We start from the raw sequence: 16,744 nt of genomic DNA, 5'->3' as shown, positions 1-16,744 counted from the left end.
GATAAGAAGATTGTCGAACTGTAAAAAAATCTCTGCTGTTACGATAACAGCAGAGATTTTTTTATAAATTATGACGATGTTGTTTTTCGAAATCCTCAAATTGCTCTTCAACTTCTTTTGAAGGTTGTGTTAGTAAACTAACAATTACGATGGCTAGTAAACTAATAGCGAAACCTGGAATCATTTCATATAAGAAATCTTTTAAGAATTTGAATTGAGTCCAGATAATAACAGTAGCGGCACCAGAAATCATACCAGCAAGCGCGCCCCATTTCGTCATACGTTTCCAATATAAGCTTAATAAAATAGCAGGTCCGAATGAAGAACCAAAACCAGCCCAAGCGTATCCAACAAGAGCTAAAATCGTATCATTTTGTTTAAACGCTAAAGCGCACCCAACTAATGCAATAACAAGTACAGCCATACGACCGACAAATACAAGTTCTTTATCAGATGCAGAACGTTTGAAGAATGTACGATATAAGTCTTCCGTTACGGCACTAGAAGTAACGAGTAACTGAGATGAGATTGTACTCATAATTGCTGCTAAAATAGCGGCTAATAAAAATCCAGTAATAAGTGGGTGGAATAAAATTTTCCCAAGTTCAAGGAAAATTGTTTCTGGGTTAGATAATGTTAACTCTTGTTGTGAATAGTAAGCAATACCAATAAGACCAGTAAACATAGCTCCAACAACAGAGAAAATCATCCAGCTCATACCAATTCTTCGTGCGCTTTTAAGTTCTTTTACAGAAGAAATTGCCATAAAGCGTACGATAATATGAGGTTGTCCGACATAACCAAGGCCCCATGCGAATAGAGAAATCATTCCTAAAGTAGAGGCACCTTTAAAAATATCTAGACGTGTTGGATCTACAGATCGAATTGTATCAAATGCAGGTCCAAGTCCGTTCGAATTCATAATTGTTACGATAGGAACAAGAATAAGAGCAACTACCATAATGATTCCTTGCACGAAGTCTGTCCAACTTACTGCTAAGAAACCACCAAATAATGTGTAAGCTACAACAACGCCTGCTACAATGAATAATCCAACATGATAGTTCATGCCAAATGAATTTTCAAATAATACAGCGCCTGAAACTAATCCTGAAGCTACATAGAAAGTAAAGAAAATCATAATAACAAGTCCAGATACTAAACGTAGCATATGAGATTTGTCGTGGAAACGGTGTTCCAAAAATTCTGGGATAGTAATAGAGTTATTTGCAATTTCTGAGTAGGTACGTAAGCGAGGAGCGACATAAAGCCAGTTTGCGTATGCGCCTAGTGTTAGGCCGATCGCAATCCAACTACTACTTAATCCAACGCTAAACATTGCACCGGGTAATCCCATTAAAAGCCAACCACTCATATCGGATGCTCCAGCACTTAATGCTGTTACTGCGGGGCCTAGTGTACGCCCGCCAAGCATATAATCTGTTAAGTTGGACGTTCGTTTGTAGGCGAAATAGCCAATTACTAACATCCCGAGCATGTAGATAGAGATAGAAGTTAAAGTTAACATCTGCGTACTCATGTAGTTCCCCTTCCTTTTGTCATGTCTTTTGATGCGTTATGCATATTTATAATCTATCATGATTATTCTGGAAAATCCATATAGAAATATGAATTTTCAGAAATGTAAGCGTTTTTTGATGTCATTTTACTTTTTTAATATATAATATTCATACAAAAAACCTTATTTTTAATAGAGTATTTATTATATTTACATAAAAAGAGGTTGTTTTGTCAATATAATATTGAAAGGAAAGAAAAATAAAATTTTTAAAAAAGTATTGACTTGTGAAAAAAGTCAGGTCTATAATGAGTGCAACTTAAAAAAATGCAAGCGTTGATGAAGAAGAGTACACATGATGAACATGTCAGAGAGCTGATGGTTGGTGCGAATCAGTATGGAATTGATGTGGAATGGGCTTCGGAGCTTCCAAACCGAAACGAAAGAAGTAGGCTTTGGCGACATGATCTCATCGATACAAGAGACACGTATTGTTTTTGATACGGTAAAGTGCGTTACATTTGTAACGAATTAAGGTGGCACCACGGGAGTACCCGTCCTTTCTATAGGATGAGTACTCCCTTTTTGTGTATAAAAAATGAAATAAATGAAATCGTTTAAGTAAGAAGAGTACGTATATTGGAGACGTTACAGAGAGCCGGGAATAGGTGGGAGCCCGGTACGGTGCCATATACGGAATGGGCTTACGAGAGGTATGCTGAACAATTATATTCAGTAGGCAACCCGGGTTCCGCCGTTACAAGGATAAGGTATAAATTTTGTACCTGAACAAAGCGGGATGCTTTTGCATCCAACACGAGGTGGTACCGCGGTATATTTATCGTCCTCTACATATTTTCGATATGTAGAGGACTTTTTTATTTTTCAGAGCGAGGTGAAGGACATGATGACGAAAGAAGAATTTATAAAACAAAAAAGAGAGAGAAAGACATTTTTAGTAATCGATGAAGAAGAAGGAGATAGCATTACGCCAATTTCTTTATATAGACGTATGAAAGGGAAGAAGAAATTCTTATTAGAAAGTTCACAGCTTCATCAAGATAAAGGGCGTTATTCTTACTTAGGATGTAATCCTTATGGAGAAGTGAAAAGCGTTGGTACGGAAGTGGAACGAACGATTTTCGGCCGGGCAGAAAAGTTACAAGGTAACGTACTACAAGTATTAGAAGAAATAATCGCACCATCACAAGTAGACAGCCCATTTCCATTTTGCGGAGGAGCAGTTGGTTATATTGGATATGATGTCATTCGGCAGTATGAAAACATTGGAGCGGATTTACACGACCCATTAAATATTCCGGAAGTACACCTCTTACTATATCGTGAGTTTATCGTTTACGATCATTTACGCCAAAGGTTGTCGTTTGTATATGTATGCAGGGAAGATGATTCAGCAGATTATGAGGAAGTATACGAAAGGCTACGAGTATACAAAGAGGAAGTGCTACAAGGAGAAGAAACTGAAGTAAATGCAATACAATCCACATTATCATTCACTTCTTCTATAACGGAAAAAGAGTTTTGTGGGATGGTAGAAATGGCGAAAGAACATATAAGAGCCGGAGACATATTCCAAGTCGTACTGTCACAGCGTTTACAAAGTGAATGTATTGGTGATCCATTCGCGTTATACCGAAAACTTCGAATTGCAAATCCATCACCATATATGTTCTATATCGATTTTCAAGATTATGTTGTACTCGGTTCCTCGCCGGAAAGTTTACTATCAGTAAGGGAGGATAAAGTGATGACGAATCCAATTGCTGGTACAAGGCCGAGGGGGAAAACGAAGAGGGAAGATGAGGAAATCGCAAAAGAACTGTTAGGCAATGAGAAAGAGCGAGCAGAGCATATGATGCTTGTAGATCTTGGGCGAAACGATATTGGTAGAGTGAGTGAAATCGGCTCGGTTACGATAGATAAATATATGAAAGTAGAAAAATATTCTCACGTTATGCACATTGTATCCGAAGTTTACGGAACATTGCAAAAACAAATGGGCGGATTTGATGCGTTAGCGTATTGCTTACCAGCAGGGACGGTTTCTGGAGCTCCGAAAATTAGAGCGATGGAAATTATAAATGAACTAGAGAATGAAAAAAGAAATGTATACGCTGGTGCAGTTGGATACGTTAGTTTTTCAGGAAATCTTGATATGGCGCTCGCCATTCGAACGATGGTCGTAAAGGATGAAAAAGCATATGTTCAGGCAGGAGCAGGAGTCGTTTACGATTCAGATCCAGTAGCTGAATATGAAGAAACATTAAATAAAGCGAGAGCGCTTTTGGAGGTAATGAAATGATTGTACTTATCGATAATTACGATTCGTTCACATATAACTTGTATCAACTGTTAGGCGAACATGAAGAAGAAATTGTAGTTGTAAGAAATGATGAAATAACGATAGAACAGTTAGAAGAGGTGAATCCAAGAGGAATTGTACTTTCACCAGGACCAGGAAAACCAGAGGATGCTGGCATTTGTATCGACGTCATCCGTCATTTTTATAAGAACGTTCCCATATTAGGGATTTGTCTTGGCCACCAAGCGATCATAGCTGCATTTGGAGGAGACATTGTTAGAGCAGAATGTATTAAACATGGAAAAACATCGCGTGTGAAACATAACGGAACGTCAATCTTTTCATACGCTACACAGCCGCTAACGGCAATGCGCTATCATTCCCTTGTTGCAGAGCAAACGAGCTTGCCAGAGTGTTTTGACATATTAGCAACAGCGATGGACGACGGAGAGATAATGGCAGTCCGTCACAATTATTATCCGCTCTTCGGATTACAGTTTCATCCGGAATCAATCGCAACAGAAGAAGGCGGAAAGTTAATACGTGCCTTTTTAACAGAAATAAAAGAGGAGGAAAGAGTATGAATAACTATCTTCGTAAATTAGTGGAGGGTCAACATTTAACAGAAGAGGAAATGTATAAAGCAGGACTACTTTTATTAAGTGAAAACATATTAGAAAGTGAAATTGCAGCTTTCTTAGTCTTACTGAAAGCGAAAGGTGAAACTGCAGAAGAAATATACGGTCTCGTTCGAGCTCTTCGCGAAAAGGCATTGCCGTTTTCGAACCATATACAAGGAGCAATGGACAATTGCGGGACGGGTGGTGACGGTGCTCAAACGTTTAATATTAGCACAACATCAGCATTCGTACTGGCAGGAGCAGGTGTAAAGGTTGCAAAACATGGTAATCGTGCTGTTTCTAGTAAAACAGGAAGTGCAGACTTATTAGAAGAACTAGGTGTAAATATTAGTAGTACGCCAAACGAAATTGATTATTTACTAGAGCATGTGGGCATTGCATTTTTATTTGCACCAGTGATGCATCCAGCACTAAGGCGCATTATGAAAATAAGAAAAGAGTTAAACGTGCCGACGATCTTTAATTTAATTGGTCCTTTAACAAATCCAGTGAATTTAGAAACACAATTTGTCGGTATTTATAAACGAGATATGTTATTACCAGTTGCAGAAGTATTACAAAAGTTAGGCCGGAAACAAGCGCTTGTCGTAAATGGAAGTGGTTTTTTAGATGAAGCGTCATTACAAGGGGAAAATCACGTAGTCCTTTTAAAAGATAATGAAATAGTAGAAATGAGTATTGATCCAGAAAAGTATGGTTTTTCAAGAGTGAAAAATGAAGAAATTAGAGGGGGGAATTCAAAAGAAAATGCAAAGATTACGCTTGAAGTATTGAGCGGAGAAAAGAGTGTTTATCGTGATACAGTTTTATTAAATGCAGGTCTAGCTCTTTTCGCAAATGGAAAAACGGAAACGATTGAAGAAGGAATTAAACTCGCGGCACATAGCATTGACTCTGGAAAAGCATTAACCAAATTAAACTTATTAATTGCAGCAAGCAATGAAAAATTAGAAAGGGTGAACTAAAGTGGGGACGATTTTAGATGAAATTGTAGAACAGAAGAAAAAGGAAGTTGCGGAGTTGTATGAAATATATACACCAGTAAAAACAAAAAGAAAGACACATTCACTTGTAGAAGCGTTACAGCAGTTTACTGTCATTGCAGAAGTAAAGCGAGCATCACCATCAAAAGGAGATATCAATTTACACGTTGACGTACGAAAACAAGTGGGAACATATGAGAAATGTGGTGCAGGAACAGTATCTGTTTTAACAGATGGTCAATTTTTTAAAGGGTCGTTTCACGATTTACAAACAGCAAGAGAAGAAAGTAACATTCCGCTTTTATGTAAAGATTTCATAATCGATAAGATTCAAATTGATAGAGCATATGAAGCGGGAGCAGATATTATTTTACTAATTGTAGCAGCGTTAACGAAAGAGAAGTTAAAAGAGTTGTATAGCTACGTGTTAGAAAAAGGATTGGAAGCGATTGTTGAAGTTCATGATGAACAGGAATTAGAAACTGCGATTGTATTAAATCCGCACGTTATTGGCATTAATAATCGTAATTTAAAAACGTTCGAAGTAGATTTAAGCCAAACTGAAAAGCTTGGAAAAAGATTGAATGAGGAGAAACTACTTTGGATTAGTGAAAGTGGCATTCATTCAAAAGAAGATATTATTCGTGTTAAAAGAGCTGGGGCCAAAGGTGTATTAGTTGGAGAGGCGCTTATGACATCATCTTCTATTAGTAGTTTTTTTGAAGATTGTAAGGTGAATATATGAAAGTGAAAATTTGCGGCATCACTGATGTGGAAACAGCGAAAAGTGCGTGCGAATACGGCGCAGATGCACTCGGATTTGTTTTTGCAGAAAGTAAACGGAAAATCACTCCAAAGAGAGCGAAAGAAATCATTCAGGAGCTTCCAGCCAACGTGTTAAAAATTGGTGTTTTCGTAAATGAATCAGTAGAAGTGATCCGGAAAATTGCAGATGAGTGTGGGTTAACACATGTACAACTACATGGGGATGAAAACAATCATCAAATTAGAAGATTGAATATTCCGTCTATAAAGTCGCTAGGAGTAACTTCAGAGAGTGATATGAAAAACGCTCAAAGGTATGAAACGGATTATATATTATTTGATAGCCCGAAAGAAAAGTTTCATGGAGGAAATGGAAAGACATTTTCATGGGAACTACTTGGGCATATGCCAAAAGAATTGCGAAAGAAAACGATATTAGCTGGTGGATTAAACGCTCTTAATATAGAAGAAGCAATTCGAACTGTTCGGCCTTATATGGTCGATGTGAGCAGCGGAGTAGAGACAGAAGGAAAGAAAGATGTAGAGAAAATAAAACAATTTATTATAAAAGCAAAGGAGTGTTCCAAATGAACTACGCATATCCAGATGAAAAAGGACATTACGGTATATACGGAGGACGATACGTTCCAGAAACGTTAATGCAATCTGTACTAGAACTAGAAGAAGCATATAAAGAAGCGATGCAAGATGAAGCATTTCAAAAGGAATTAAATCATTATTTAAAAACGTACGTCGGAAGAGAAACACCGCTATATTATGCTGAAAATATGACGAAGTATTGCGGTGGGGCAAAAATTTATTTAAAACGTGAAGATTTGAACCATACAGGAGCTCATAAAATTAACAATACAATCGGTCAGGCACTACTTGCAGTGCGAATGGGCAAGAAAAAAGTTGTCGCTGAAACAGGAGCTGGACAACACGGAGTTGCAACAGCTACTGTATGTGCTCTTCTCGGATTAGAATGCGTCATTTTTATGGGAGAAGAAGATGTAAGACGTCAAAAATTAAATGTGTTCCGAATGGAATTACTCGGAGCGAAAGTAGAAAGTGTAGCGGCAGGTAGCGGTACATTAAAAGATGCGGTAAACGAGGCGCTTCGTTACTGGGTTTCACATGTGCATGATACGCACTACATTATGGGATCTGTTCTCGGACCACATCCATTCCCGCAAATTGTCCGTGATTTCCAAAGTGTAATTGGAAATGAAACGAAAAAACAATATGAGACGTTAGAAGGAAAGTTACCAGAAGCAGTCGTTGCTTGTATTGGCGGTGGCAGTAATGCGATGGGGATGTTTTATCCGTTCGTACACGATGGAGAAGTTGCTCTTTACGGCGTAGAAGCAGCTGGAAAAGGCGTTCATACAGAAAAGCATGCAGCAACTTTAACGAAAGGAAGCGTTGGTGTTCTCCACGGATCAATGATGTATCTTCTGCAAAACGAAGAAGGACAAATTCAAGAAGCACACTCTATTTCAGCAGGACTTGATTATCCAGGTGTTGGTCCAGAACATAGCTTGCTAAAAGATATTGGCCGCGTTTCTTATCATTCGATAACAGACGAAGAAGCATTAGAAGCATTTCAATTATTAACGAAAAAAGAAGGCATTATCCCGGCGTTAGAAAGCTCGCATGCTGTCGCATACGCATTAAAATTAGCGCCGCAAATGAAGAAAGATGAAGGGCTTGTCATTTGTTTATCTGGCCGCGGTGATAAAGATGTAGAGAGTATAAAACGTTATATGGAAGAGGTGTAAAAAATGGGAGTAGAAAAAATTAAAGCAGCGTTTGAAAATGGAAAGAAAGCATTTATTCCGTACGTAATGGGCGGAGATGGCGGCTTTGAAAAATTAAAAGAAAGAATTCGTTTTCTTGATGAAGCAGGAGCGAGCATCGTTGAAATCGGCATTCCTTTTTCGGATCCAGTCGCAGACGGTCCAACGATTCAAAGAGCAGGGAAACGAGCGCTAGATAGCGGCGTAACAGTAAAAGGTATTTTTCAAGCATTAATAGAGGTAAGGAAAGAAGTGCAAATTCCGTTTGTACTCATGACATATTTAAATCCGGTACTTGCATTCGGAAAAGAAAGATTCATTGAGAACTGTATAGAAGCAGGTGTAGACGGCATCATCGTTCCAGACTTACCGTATGAAGAACAAAATATTATTGCGTCGTTACTTCGAGAGGTAAACATTGCGCTCATTCCACTCGTTACCGTAACGAGTCCTATTGAAAGAATTGAAAAAATTACGAGTGAATCAGAAGGGTTCGTTTATGCTGTTACAGTAGCGGGCGTAACGGGAGTACGTCAAAACTTTAAAGAGGAGATTCATAGTTACTTAGAAAAAGTAAAATCACACGTCAACTTACCAGTAGTCGCTGGATTCGGCATCTCAACAAAAGAACATGTAGAAGAAATGGTTACAATATGCGACGGAGTTGTCGTTGGAAGTAAGGTCATTGAGCTTTTAGAAAATGAAAAGCGAGAAGAAATATGTGAATTAATATATGCAACAAAACAAAAAGAAGAGGCGTAGTCTCTTCTTTTTGTTTTGCGTAATAAATGTTAAAATATACAGAAAATACATATAATTCAGAGGAGGAGAAGGCATGCTAAGACGTAAATTACTATATCTATTTTTAACTGTACCATTATACGCTTGGCTTATTAGCATGACGAAAATAGAGTTAATGGCTCTATTTTTAGGGTATGTATTCATCTTTTCTAACTTAAATCGCATTCAAGAACAGTCTATTTTAGAAATATGTCTATTTTCGATTAGTATAGAATTATTTAGTATCGTTTCGATTGTATTATTAAACGAATTATTTCTACGGATTCATTCATTTACATTAATGAAATTTTGGAATATTATATTGCAAGCAATATGTACTTACATTGTGTTTGTTGTGTTGAAAGAAATAGTCGGAAAGCAGACAGTTTTTCAGGATAATAGAAAATGGGAGTGAATGAAAAGGAGCCGTTTGGTTCCTTTTTTGAATCTGTTGTAAAAACAATTGAAAATTATAGCATCTGTTATATAATAGTTAAAAATTGTATTTTAAAAGAAATGAGATGATAACATGGCCATATTGTTGGCACTTATCCCAATTATGATGATTTTCATTTGTTTATTTTTATTTAAACAAACGTCATTAAGGTCCTCGTTAATTTCTTATGCTGTGTCTGTTGGAATCGTTTTACTCTCGCCAACGTTTCAATTAGGGATAAGTGAAACTGTGCACGCAACGATTAAAGGATGGTTAATTTGTTTTATTGTCGGGTACGTTTTATTTTTCGGTATTTTTTTATTTCACCTCATGAACAAAATGGGGTACATCGATCAAGTAGCACGTTTTCTAGAAGCAGTTACTCAGGATCGCTTATTACAAATGCTGCTTATGTGTTTTGGCATTTGCCCGCTTATTGAATCAGTAAGTGGATTCGGTATCGGCTTCATGGTTGCAGCACCTATTTTTCTTTCACTAGGATATAAACCATTTCAAGCTGTACTGCTCTCATTCATCGGCTTACTAGCTAGTTCATGGGGCGCAATGGCAACTGGTACGATTATCGGTTCGCAGCTAATAAATATGCCTCTTACAACACTTGGTACAAATACAGCGCTATTAAGTATTCCGATGTTTGCTTACTTTGTTATTCTTTCTTTACACGTTGTTGGCGGCTGGCAAGCGGTTATAGAAAAGTGGAAAGAAGGAGTAGGATTCTTTCTATTATTTTCTCTCGGAATCTATCTTTCTAATGCGTACGTAAGTGTTGAACTAGCCGGGATATTAAGTTCTATCGTTACGATTACATTTGGCTTTCTTATCATTAAATTAAAAGGAAAAAGTGGGCAAAATCTTATAACAGAACATGCGGCGGCAACGGAAAGAGAAATATCCATTATAAAAATTATTAGCCCTTATATATTTCTAACAGTTTGTATTTTACTCTCCCGCCTCGTTCCAGCATTACATGATTTGTTTAGATCATATGCGGTTCTTGATTTGAAATCATACTCTTACAAACTAGAGTTACTATATTCACCAGGATTTTGGCTCGGTATGACTTGCTTATTTACTATTATTTTCTTCCGCATCCCGTCTAATATTATGAAACAATCACTCTCACAAACGATAAAACAATGGATTCCTTTTGCGATTACGACGACAATGTTTATCGCCATTTCAGAACTAATGGGTGCATCAGGCATGCATTCATTACTCGCAAAGACAGCTGGTGACACATTTGGAACGTTTTTCGTTTTCGTTGCTCCGTTTATTGGCGCTATTGGTGGATTTTTAACAGGTAGTAACGCAGGATCAAATGCAATGTTTATAAAACTACAAATGCAAACTGCACAAAACGTAGCACTCCCGTGGCAATATGTCACAACACTTCAAAACACCGCATCATCAGTAGCGACAATCGCTTGTCCATCACGGATTACATTAGGTGCTTACTTATGTAATATCCCTTACCGTGAAAATGAACTATTAAAGAAGACGACGTTAATGATCTTTGGTGCGGTTTTACTTGTAGTGGTAGAGGTTATTGTTTGGTATATGTTGAGAAATTAAAAATCCTCCTAACATAGGAGGATTTTTTTTATGAATGGATAATGATTTAAATATGAATAGCTGCTACTAAATGAATAGGAGATGAAATGTATGCCCCTAAAAAACTACGGTGTGTTAAAAGGTACAGTTATACAATCAAAGATTGGAAAAGGGAAAACACCTCATTATCAAGTTCATTTACAGGGCGAGACAGGAGTAGATTATCGTATTGCAATTAACGTAAAATCGCAAAGTTATCCGTCAGAAGTTTTATATTTTGCGAGTAACAATATTAGGTCAGAGGCGATTCATATTTTACCGACATTACCATTCGGTTTTACAGAAATAAAAAACAATGAACCGAAAGTAGCTTTAGATTATGTAAGAGGAAATCTATTTGACTCAAAACAAATGATTCCTTTGCCTCCCGAAAAAGCAGGAGCAGATAATGATTTAAATGAAAAAATAGAACGTTATATAAAACGAGCGATAGAAGAAAAAGCAATTATTTACGCATTTGGCGAAAGATGGGGACCAGAAGAAAATACACCAGATTCCTATTTTCATTTCAAACCAGGAAACGGTATACATGATATTCACATGAATCAAGGGAATGTAGAAAAATGGCAAGGTGATGATGGCATATGGCAAGACGGAGGAATACTCATTCACTTCGAGAAGGAAGAAGAATGGATTGGTATCTTTCTTGCATTCCAATCACAGTCATGGTGTACCGATGAAGAGGGGCATGCTCGTGTTCCGGTTGAGCATTGTGATTATAAGGGGAATAATTAATAAGAAGAGGGCGTTCAAAAAGAACGCCCTCTTCTTATTTTATAAAACCCAAAACTTACAAGTGTAGAAATACAAGAGAAAAGCAGTGCTACACTAGAAAACGCAATGAGATACATATTATATTTCATAACCTGTCCAAGTAGCTGGTTACTGTCGTATTGAAACAGTCCCGCGATGATGTTGAATAAAAATAAAACGATAAACATGACGATAACTCCGTCTATTGATCCTTTAATGTCTGGTTTACTTAAAGCGATATGTGCGGAAATGCAAATGGCGATAAATAAAAATAACCAAAAGGAAGGATTCAATAAATTACCGATTGTAAATAAGCTTTTCAATAATACAAACGTCGACAAGAGCATGTTTTGGATCATTTCTATATTAATAGAGGTAGAAGCAATCGTTTTTTCGAGAGTTGTATTAAATAAAAAATATGATTCTGGTACGAAATAGCGCATTAAAAGGATTAGTGCAGTAATACCAGAAATAATAGGCCCAATGCCGATGAAGAAATTCCCAATCCGTTGATACACACTTTTTTGATTGTATTGATGTTGTACGTAACCTAAAGCCCCTTGACTTGTATCTGTCGGGAAGAACTGCGTTGCTACAATCTTATGACGGAACAGCACGCACATAATGGCATGTCCAAGTTCGTGAATCGGAACACCAATCCAAGCCGTTAATAGGAATCCTTTTCTTCCGAAAGCTCTCGACCAATACATGCGTGTGAGAGATTCTAAATAGCCTAATAGAAATCCAATTACAATGATAACGCCAATTAAAGATAATAATTGGATTACGCTTGTAAGGAGTATTTGAAAAATTGAGTTTACCAATTCCATTGCCAGTCATCCAATCTGTTAAAAATATTATTTATTCTGTTTCATAATAGCATTTTTTTTCAAGATTACTAGCACATATATTTTCTTTCGGAAGAAGGATTTCAGAATCTTTTTCTTGTAGTCATGTTTTATGTCCAAAGTCATATATTGAACTTGTAACACCCTATATGGTATATGCTTAAGGAGGGATAAGAGAATGAAATGTCCGTCATGTCATACAGAAAATGCAGCGGAGGCAAAGTTTTGCGGGAATTGTGGACATTCGTTAACGGAAGAAGTAGTGGCAAGTAGTGGCCAAGAAGAAGGGCCGGAACAAGCACGTGCGGCACAAGCAAAGGAAGCTCGGCCAAATGAAACGGTAGAGCAAGCGAAACGGTTTGCGAGCGGCTATTTTCAATTTTTTAAACATGCATTACAAGCACCGACAGCGATTATGAAAAGCGGCGCTATTGAAGTGCGAAATGGAATTGTAAGTCTTGTTCTTATTTGTTTTTTAGGAGCATGTATTTTTTATAGAATGATGAGTGCAGCATCAGCAGTTACGAGAACATTTGCACCAGATATATCTACTCCCACGTTTTTTGGAGAATCTATAACGGTCTTTTTCTTTTTATTAATTTTAACTTTATTTGTCGGATTTATTATTTTTGTAAGTGGCAAGATGATGAAATCATCTTTTTCGTTTCTTGAAGTATTTGGTATATGGGGAACGATAGCGACGCCGGCTATTGTCATATTAGTCCTTTCTTTTCTTTTTAGTTTCTTATTAATCTTTTTCTTACCTATATTATTATCCGTAGCTGCAACTTATATAGGGATTAGTATAACTGTAGCCGTATTAAAGCTAGACAATGGCGGATTAGATCTCGTTTACACACTTATTATTGCAAATGTTTTAATTGGAATTGCAACGTTCATTGTACTTTGGTCTTACATTAGCACGATAATTCAAGCCTTAACACAGGGAATAACTGGCTTCTAATGAAAAGGTGGTTGACTGAATGAATGTATGTACAAAGTGCGGAGTTCAGTTTGAAGATGGTTTGCAATTTTGTCAAAACTGCGGGTCGAAGAGGGGACGTCCTGTAGTAAAGAAGAACATGAGCGGTGGTGCAAAAGTTGGCATTACACTGTTAGCGCTATTTGTTATAGTGATTATTGGATTGTATTTGTACGGATCGTCGTATTATACGCAGCTGGCACAAGTAGACCGGATGATTACGATTTTACAAGAGAGGGACGGAGAGAAATTAGCTGAGATCGTTACGGCAGATGATCCATCGGTTATGATAACGAGAGAGAGTGTAAAGCCCCTATTTTCATATATAAAAGAAAATCCATCTTACGTAAATGAATTAAAAGGATATTTGAGACAAGGTGAAAAACAACGGGACGGAATAGAAAGAGCTGATTTTTCATTAACGAAAGACGGAAAGTATTTCTTTATATTTGATCGATATAAATTGAAAGCGAAGACGTACTATACAACTTTGCTTACAAATGAAAAAGGCGTATCGTTAAAAATGAACGGAAAAGAAATTGATAAGACAGATGACAAAAGGTTTGAGAAGCAATATGGGCCATTTCTTCCGGGAAATCAAGTGTTTCAATCAGATTATAAAAATGACTATGTAAAATTATCTCGTGAGGAAAAGGTTGTACTTATGAAACAGAGCCAAAATAACGTAACGATAGATTTAACGTTGCAAGGTCAATATATTACAGTTCAAACGAACGCGCCGGGTGCAACATTGTACGTAAATCAAAAACCGGTTACAGCGCTGGCAGGAGAAGAAATTACATGGGGGCCAGTAGCGACTGATGGAAGTGCGACGATTTATTTAGAACGAAATGGAGAAAGCGGACGGGAAACGACACAAGTAGAGACGGTAACGGCACTTTCGTCTTATAATCTTCCATTCCAAAAGAAAAGTACAGAAAAAACAGTTGTTTATAATGTTACTCCAACGCCCGCGACTGGGTATGTATATAATGGTTTCATCTTTCCTGATAGTGATATTCGAAAATTAACGAGCGCAGATTTAACATATTTATCGAAAGAGCAGTTGAAAATTGCTAGAAATGAAATATATGCAAGGCATGGACATATTTTTCAAACGAAAGATATGCAAGCGTATTTTGCAAAACAGTCTTGGTATAGAGAAAATCCTTACTTTACAGGAACGTTAACAGATATCGAAACTTATAATATTGAACTAATCAAATCAAGAGAATAGAACACATGAAAAAAGTACAGTGCATAACTGTACCTTTTTTATGGTTTTTTATCTGAACCAGGATCCCTTGAGAAAAAGATATGAAAGAGAAATGTGACTTTACTTGCTCCTCCTGATGTACTTGCTTGCACATCAGATAAACCATTAGATGTTAAAACACCTTCAGAATGAGGGGGTACGACTATTTTGAGATTATCATCTGATTCTGATGATGCAGTAACTGTTATTGTATCATCAGATAAGTTCAAAATTTTTACAGTGCCGATTGGTAAGATGGACTTGCCAGCGTGTGATGCTGAAGCGAAGCGAGAGCCTTTCCAAATCGTTTGTGGGAAAGTCTCATCATTAGATAACCAAGCACGAGCACTATAGATGGTTGCGTTAATAGAGAATTCTTGATCAAGCGACAAGGCGGGTTTTGGTTCTTTCGGTTCCTCTGGAGTTTGAGCGAGAAGGCCGGCGCACATGTATGTTTCACCTACTTTCAATTGTTACTGTTATAGCATATTAAACATATTGTTTATAAGACACGACAGTTACCTATTCAAGCATAGGTTTGTGCACAAAATTTGAAGATGAAATTCTCTTTCTTTACAATGGAAGTAGGTGTTATTTCTATAAAATATGGAAAACGTAAAGAGTATGTAAAAAAGAAGGAGTGGTAAAGTGAACTATGTCATTATTGGCGGAGATGCAGCTGGTATGAGTGCAGCTATGCAAATTGTTAGAAACGATGAAAATGCAAATGTTGTAACTTTAGAAAAAGGTGAAATTTATTCGTACGCTCAGTGTGGATTACCGTACGTCATTAGTGGTGCTATCGCTTCAACTGAAAAGTTAATCGCGCGTAACGTAAAGACGTTTCGTGAGAAATATGGAATTGATGCGAAAGTGCGTCATGAAGTAACGAAAGTAGATACGGAAAAGAAAATGGTGTACGCAGAGCATACGAAGACGAAAGATGTCTTTGAATTTCCGTACGATCGATTATTAATTGCGACTGGAGTGCGTCCTGTTATGCCAGAATGGGAAGGACGGGAATTACAAGGCGTTCATCTTTTAAAAACAATTCCTGATGCTGAGCGCATATTAAAAACGCTAGAAACGAATAAAGTTGAAGATGTAACGATTATTGGCGGTGGTGCCATTGGACTTGAGATGGCAGAAACATTCGTCGAACTTGGTAAGAAAGTAAGAATGATTGAGCGAAATGATCATATCGGTACGATTTATGATGCAGATATGGCAGAGTACATACATAAAGAAGCAGATAAGCATCATATTGAAATTTTAACGAATGAAAATGTAAAAGCATTCAAAGGGAATGAACGAGTAGAAGTAGTTGAAACGGATAAAGGTACGTATAAAGCGGATCTTGTTTTAGTATCTGTCGGAGTGAAGCCAAATACTGATTTCCTTGAAGGGACAAATATACGTAAGAATCATAAAGGGGCAATTGAAGTAAATGCATATATGCAAACGAATGTGCAAGACGTATATGCAGCTGGTGATTGCGCAACACATTACCACGTTATAAAGGAAATTCATGATCATATCCCGCTCGGAACGACTGCCAATAAACAAGGGCGACTTGCTGGACTGAACATGCTGGATAAACGAAGAGCCTTTAAAGGTACGTTAGGTACAGGTATTATTAAATTTATGGATTTGACGCTTGCAAGAACAGGATTAAATGAAAAAGAAGCGAAAGGGCTACACATCCCGTATAAAACAGTTAAAGTAGATTCTACAAATATGGCGGGCTATTATCCAAATGCAAAACCACTTTACTTGAAATTACTATATCGATCCGATACGAAACAATTATTGGGCGGGCAAGTAATTGGAGAAGAAGGCGTAGATAAACGGATTGATGTGATTGCAATGGCACTTTTCAATAAAATGAGTATTCACGATTTAGAAGATGTCGACTTAAGTTATGCACCACCATATAACAGCGTTTGGGACCCAATTCAGCAAGCGGCAAGGAGAGCGGAATAGCACTTTTTAAAGTGCTATTTTTTTTACAATGAGGGAGTAAATAAA

The 16,744-nt window shown here is 37.2% G+C and carries 16 protein-coding genes and 2 other annotated features; of the genes, 13 read left to right on the top strand and 3 right to left on the bottom strand.

What is annotated here, in order from left to right:
- Window positions 1-61: 61 nt before the first annotated feature.
- Window positions 62-1,540, bottom strand: a complete 1,479-nt coding sequence (gene putP, locus HMAS_RS17945; protein WP_000107210.1) for a sodium/proline symporter PutP — start codon at window positions 1,538-1,540, stop codon at window positions 62-64.
- Between the two features lie 306 nt (window positions 1,541-1,846).
- Window positions 1,847-2,084 (top strand) — a binding site (T-box leader).
- A gap of 42 nt (window positions 2,085-2,126) precedes the next feature.
- Window positions 2,127-2,371: a binding site (T-box leader), on the top strand.
- 52 nt (window positions 2,372-2,423) lie between these two features.
- On the opposite strand from putP, the gene trpE reads away from it, so the two are divergent.
- The 10 genes from trpE (at window position 2,424) to HMAS_RS17890 (ending at window position 11,613) form a co-directional block, all read left to right on the top strand.
- The gene (trpE, locus tag HMAS_RS17935) at window positions 2,424-3,842 is read left to right on the top strand and encodes an anthranilate synthase component I (RefSeq protein ID WP_116344947.1); all 1,419 of its coding nucleotides are present in this window, start codon (window positions 2,424-2,426) and stop codon (window positions 3,840-3,842) included.
- Complete coding sequence (locus HMAS_RS17930; RefSeq protein WP_000636322.1) at window positions 3,839-4,426, top strand: aminodeoxychorismate/anthranilate synthase component II; 588 nt, start codon at window positions 3,839-3,841, stop codon at window positions 4,424-4,426. The genes trpE and HMAS_RS17930 overlap by 4 nt, the downstream gene beginning before the upstream one ends.
- Window positions 4,423-5,448, top strand: a complete 1,026-nt coding sequence (gene trpD, locus HMAS_RS17925; RefSeq protein WP_001067365.1) for an anthranilate phosphoribosyltransferase — start codon at window positions 4,423-4,425, stop codon at window positions 5,446-5,448. Before HMAS_RS17930 ends, trpD begins: the two co-directional genes overlap by 4 nt.
- Before the next feature lies 1 nt (window position 5,449).
- On the top strand, window positions 5,450-6,211 hold the full coding sequence (trpC, locus tag HMAS_RS17920) for an indole-3-glycerol phosphate synthase TrpC (RefSeq protein WP_000536676.1): 762 nt from the start codon (window positions 5,450-5,452) through the stop codon (window positions 6,209-6,211).
- A complete protein-coding gene (locus HMAS_RS17915) occupies window positions 6,208-6,822 on the top strand; it encodes a phosphoribosylanthranilate isomerase (RefSeq protein ID WP_044307147.1) in 615 nt (204 codons plus the stop codon). Before trpC ends, HMAS_RS17915 begins: the two co-directional genes overlap by 4 nt.
- Window positions 6,819-8,012 carry a tryptophan synthase subunit beta gene (trpB, locus tag HMAS_RS17910; protein ID WP_001105040.1) on the top strand — a complete coding sequence of 398 codons (1,194 nt, stop codon included), beginning with the start codon at window positions 6,819-6,821 and terminating at the stop codon, window positions 8,010-8,012. Before HMAS_RS17915 ends, trpB begins: the two co-directional genes overlap by 4 nt.
- Before the next feature lie 3 nt (window positions 8,013-8,015).
- Window positions 8,016-8,792 (top strand): tryptophan synthase subunit alpha, encoded by a 777-nt coding sequence (trpA, locus tag HMAS_RS17905; RefSeq protein WP_000537816.1) that lies wholly within the window; start codon window positions 8,016-8,018, stop codon window positions 8,790-8,792.
- Between the two features lie 73 nt (window positions 8,793-8,865).
- Window positions 8,866-9,225 (top strand): DUF4029 domain-containing protein, encoded by a 360-nt coding sequence (locus HMAS_RS17900; protein WP_000946131.1) that lies wholly within the window; start codon window positions 8,866-8,868, stop codon window positions 9,223-9,225.
- A gap of 114 nt (window positions 9,226-9,339) precedes the next feature.
- Window positions 9,340-10,839 (top strand): L-lactate permease, encoded by a 1,500-nt coding sequence (locus tag HMAS_RS17895; RefSeq protein WP_000996258.1) that lies wholly within the window; start codon window positions 9,340-9,342, stop codon window positions 10,837-10,839.
- A 90-nt stretch (window positions 10,840-10,929) separates the two neighbouring features.
- A complete protein-coding gene (locus tag HMAS_RS17890; protein ID WP_001128608.1) occupies window positions 10,930-11,613 on the top strand; it encodes a DUF2278 family protein in 684 nt (227 codons plus the stop codon).
- Window positions 11,614-11,627: 14 nt separating this feature from the next.
- On the opposite strand, the gene HMAS_RS17885 is transcribed toward HMAS_RS17890, so the two are convergent.
- On the bottom strand, window positions 11,628-12,461 hold the full coding sequence (locus HMAS_RS17885) for a hypothetical protein (RefSeq protein WP_000424525.1): 834 nt from the start codon (window positions 12,459-12,461) through the stop codon (window positions 11,628-11,630).
- 196 nt (window positions 12,462-12,657) lie between these two features.
- Here HMAS_RS17885 and HMAS_RS17880 point away from each other — a divergent pair, with 196 nt between their 5' ends.
- Together HMAS_RS17880 and HMAS_RS17875 are read left to right on the top strand one after the other, a co-directional pair.
- The gene (locus HMAS_RS17880; protein WP_000650087.1) at window positions 12,658-13,443 is read left to right on the top strand and encodes a zinc ribbon domain-containing protein; all 786 of its coding nucleotides are present in this window, start codon (window positions 12,658-12,660) and stop codon (window positions 13,441-13,443) included.
- A gap of 19 nt (window positions 13,444-13,462) precedes the next feature.
- Window positions 13,463-14,698 carry a TcaA 3rd/4th domain-containing protein gene (locus tag HMAS_RS17875; protein WP_025709878.1) on the top strand — a complete coding sequence of 412 codons (1,236 nt, stop codon included), beginning with the start codon at window positions 13,463-13,465 and terminating at the stop codon, window positions 14,696-14,698.
- 38 nt (window positions 14,699-14,736) lie between these two features.
- Here the strand turns inward: HMAS_RS17875 and HMAS_RS17870 are convergent, their stop codons facing one another.
- A complete protein-coding gene (locus HMAS_RS17870; RefSeq protein ID WP_000332414.1) occupies window positions 14,737-15,165 on the bottom strand; it encodes a hypothetical protein in 429 nt (142 codons plus the stop codon).
- A gap of 199 nt (window positions 15,166-15,364) precedes the next feature.
- On the opposite strand from HMAS_RS17870, the gene HMAS_RS17865 reads away from it, so the two are divergent.
- Window positions 15,365-16,699, top strand: a complete 1,335-nt coding sequence (locus HMAS_RS17865) for a CoA-disulfide reductase (protein WP_025709879.1) — start codon at window positions 15,365-15,367, stop codon at window positions 16,697-16,699.
- The last annotated feature ends 45 nt before the right edge of the window (window positions 16,700-16,744 follow it).

This window comes from Bacillus sp. HMA207 (assembly GCF_003402455.1).
Taxonomy (GTDB): Bacteria; Bacillota; Bacilli; order Bacillales; family Bacillaceae_G; genus Bacillus_A; species Bacillus_A cereus.
Note: the sequence above shows the minus strand (reverse complement) of the source record. Positions and strands in the feature narration are given on the sequence as shown.

Coding starts and splice junctions, on each gene's coding strand:
- HMAS_RS17930 (WP_000636322.1), top strand. CDS start 3,839: ATGATTGTACTTATCGATAATTACGATTCGTTCACATATAACTTGTAT.
- trpD (WP_001067365.1), top strand. CDS start 4,423: ATGAATAACTATCTTCGTAAATTAGTGGAGGGTCAACATTTAACAGAA.
- trpB (WP_001105040.1), top strand. CDS start 6,819: ATGAACTACGCATATCCAGATGAAAAAGGACATTACGGTATATACGGA.
- HMAS_RS17875 (WP_025709878.1), top strand. CDS start 13,463: ATGAATGTATGTACAAAGTGCGGAGTTCAGTTTGAAGATGGTTTGCAA.
- trpE (WP_116344947.1), top strand. CDS start 2,424: ATGATGACGAAAGAAGAATTTATAAAACAAAAAAGAGAGAGAAAGACA.
- HMAS_RS17880 (WP_000650087.1), top strand. CDS start 12,658: ATGAAATGTCCGTCATGTCATACAGAAAATGCAGCGGAGGCAAAGTTT.
- trpA (WP_000537816.1), top strand. CDS start 8,016: ATGGGAGTAGAAAAAATTAAAGCAGCGTTTGAAAATGGAAAGAAAGCA.
- HMAS_RS17890 (WP_001128608.1), top strand. CDS start 10,930: ATGCCCCTAAAAAACTACGGTGTGTTAAAAGGTACAGTTATACAATCA.
- HMAS_RS17870 (WP_000332414.1), bottom strand. CDS start 15,165: ATGTGCGCCGGCCTTCTCGCTCAAACTCCAGAGGAACCGAAAGAACCA.
- HMAS_RS17895 (WP_000996258.1), top strand. CDS start 9,340: ATGGCCATATTGTTGGCACTTATCCCAATTATGATGATTTTCATTTGT.
- HMAS_RS17885 (WP_000424525.1), bottom strand. CDS start 12,461: ATGGAATTGGTAAACTCAATTTTTCAAATACTCCTTACAAGCGTAATC.
- HMAS_RS17915 (WP_044307147.1), top strand. CDS start 6,208: ATGAAAGTGAAAATTTGCGGCATCACTGATGTGGAAACAGCGAAAAGT.
- HMAS_RS17900 (WP_000946131.1), top strand. CDS start 8,866: ATGCTAAGACGTAAATTACTATATCTATTTTTAACTGTACCATTATAC.
- putP (WP_000107210.1), bottom strand. CDS start 1,540: ATGAGTACGCAGATGTTAACTTTAACTTCTATCTCTATCTACATGCTC.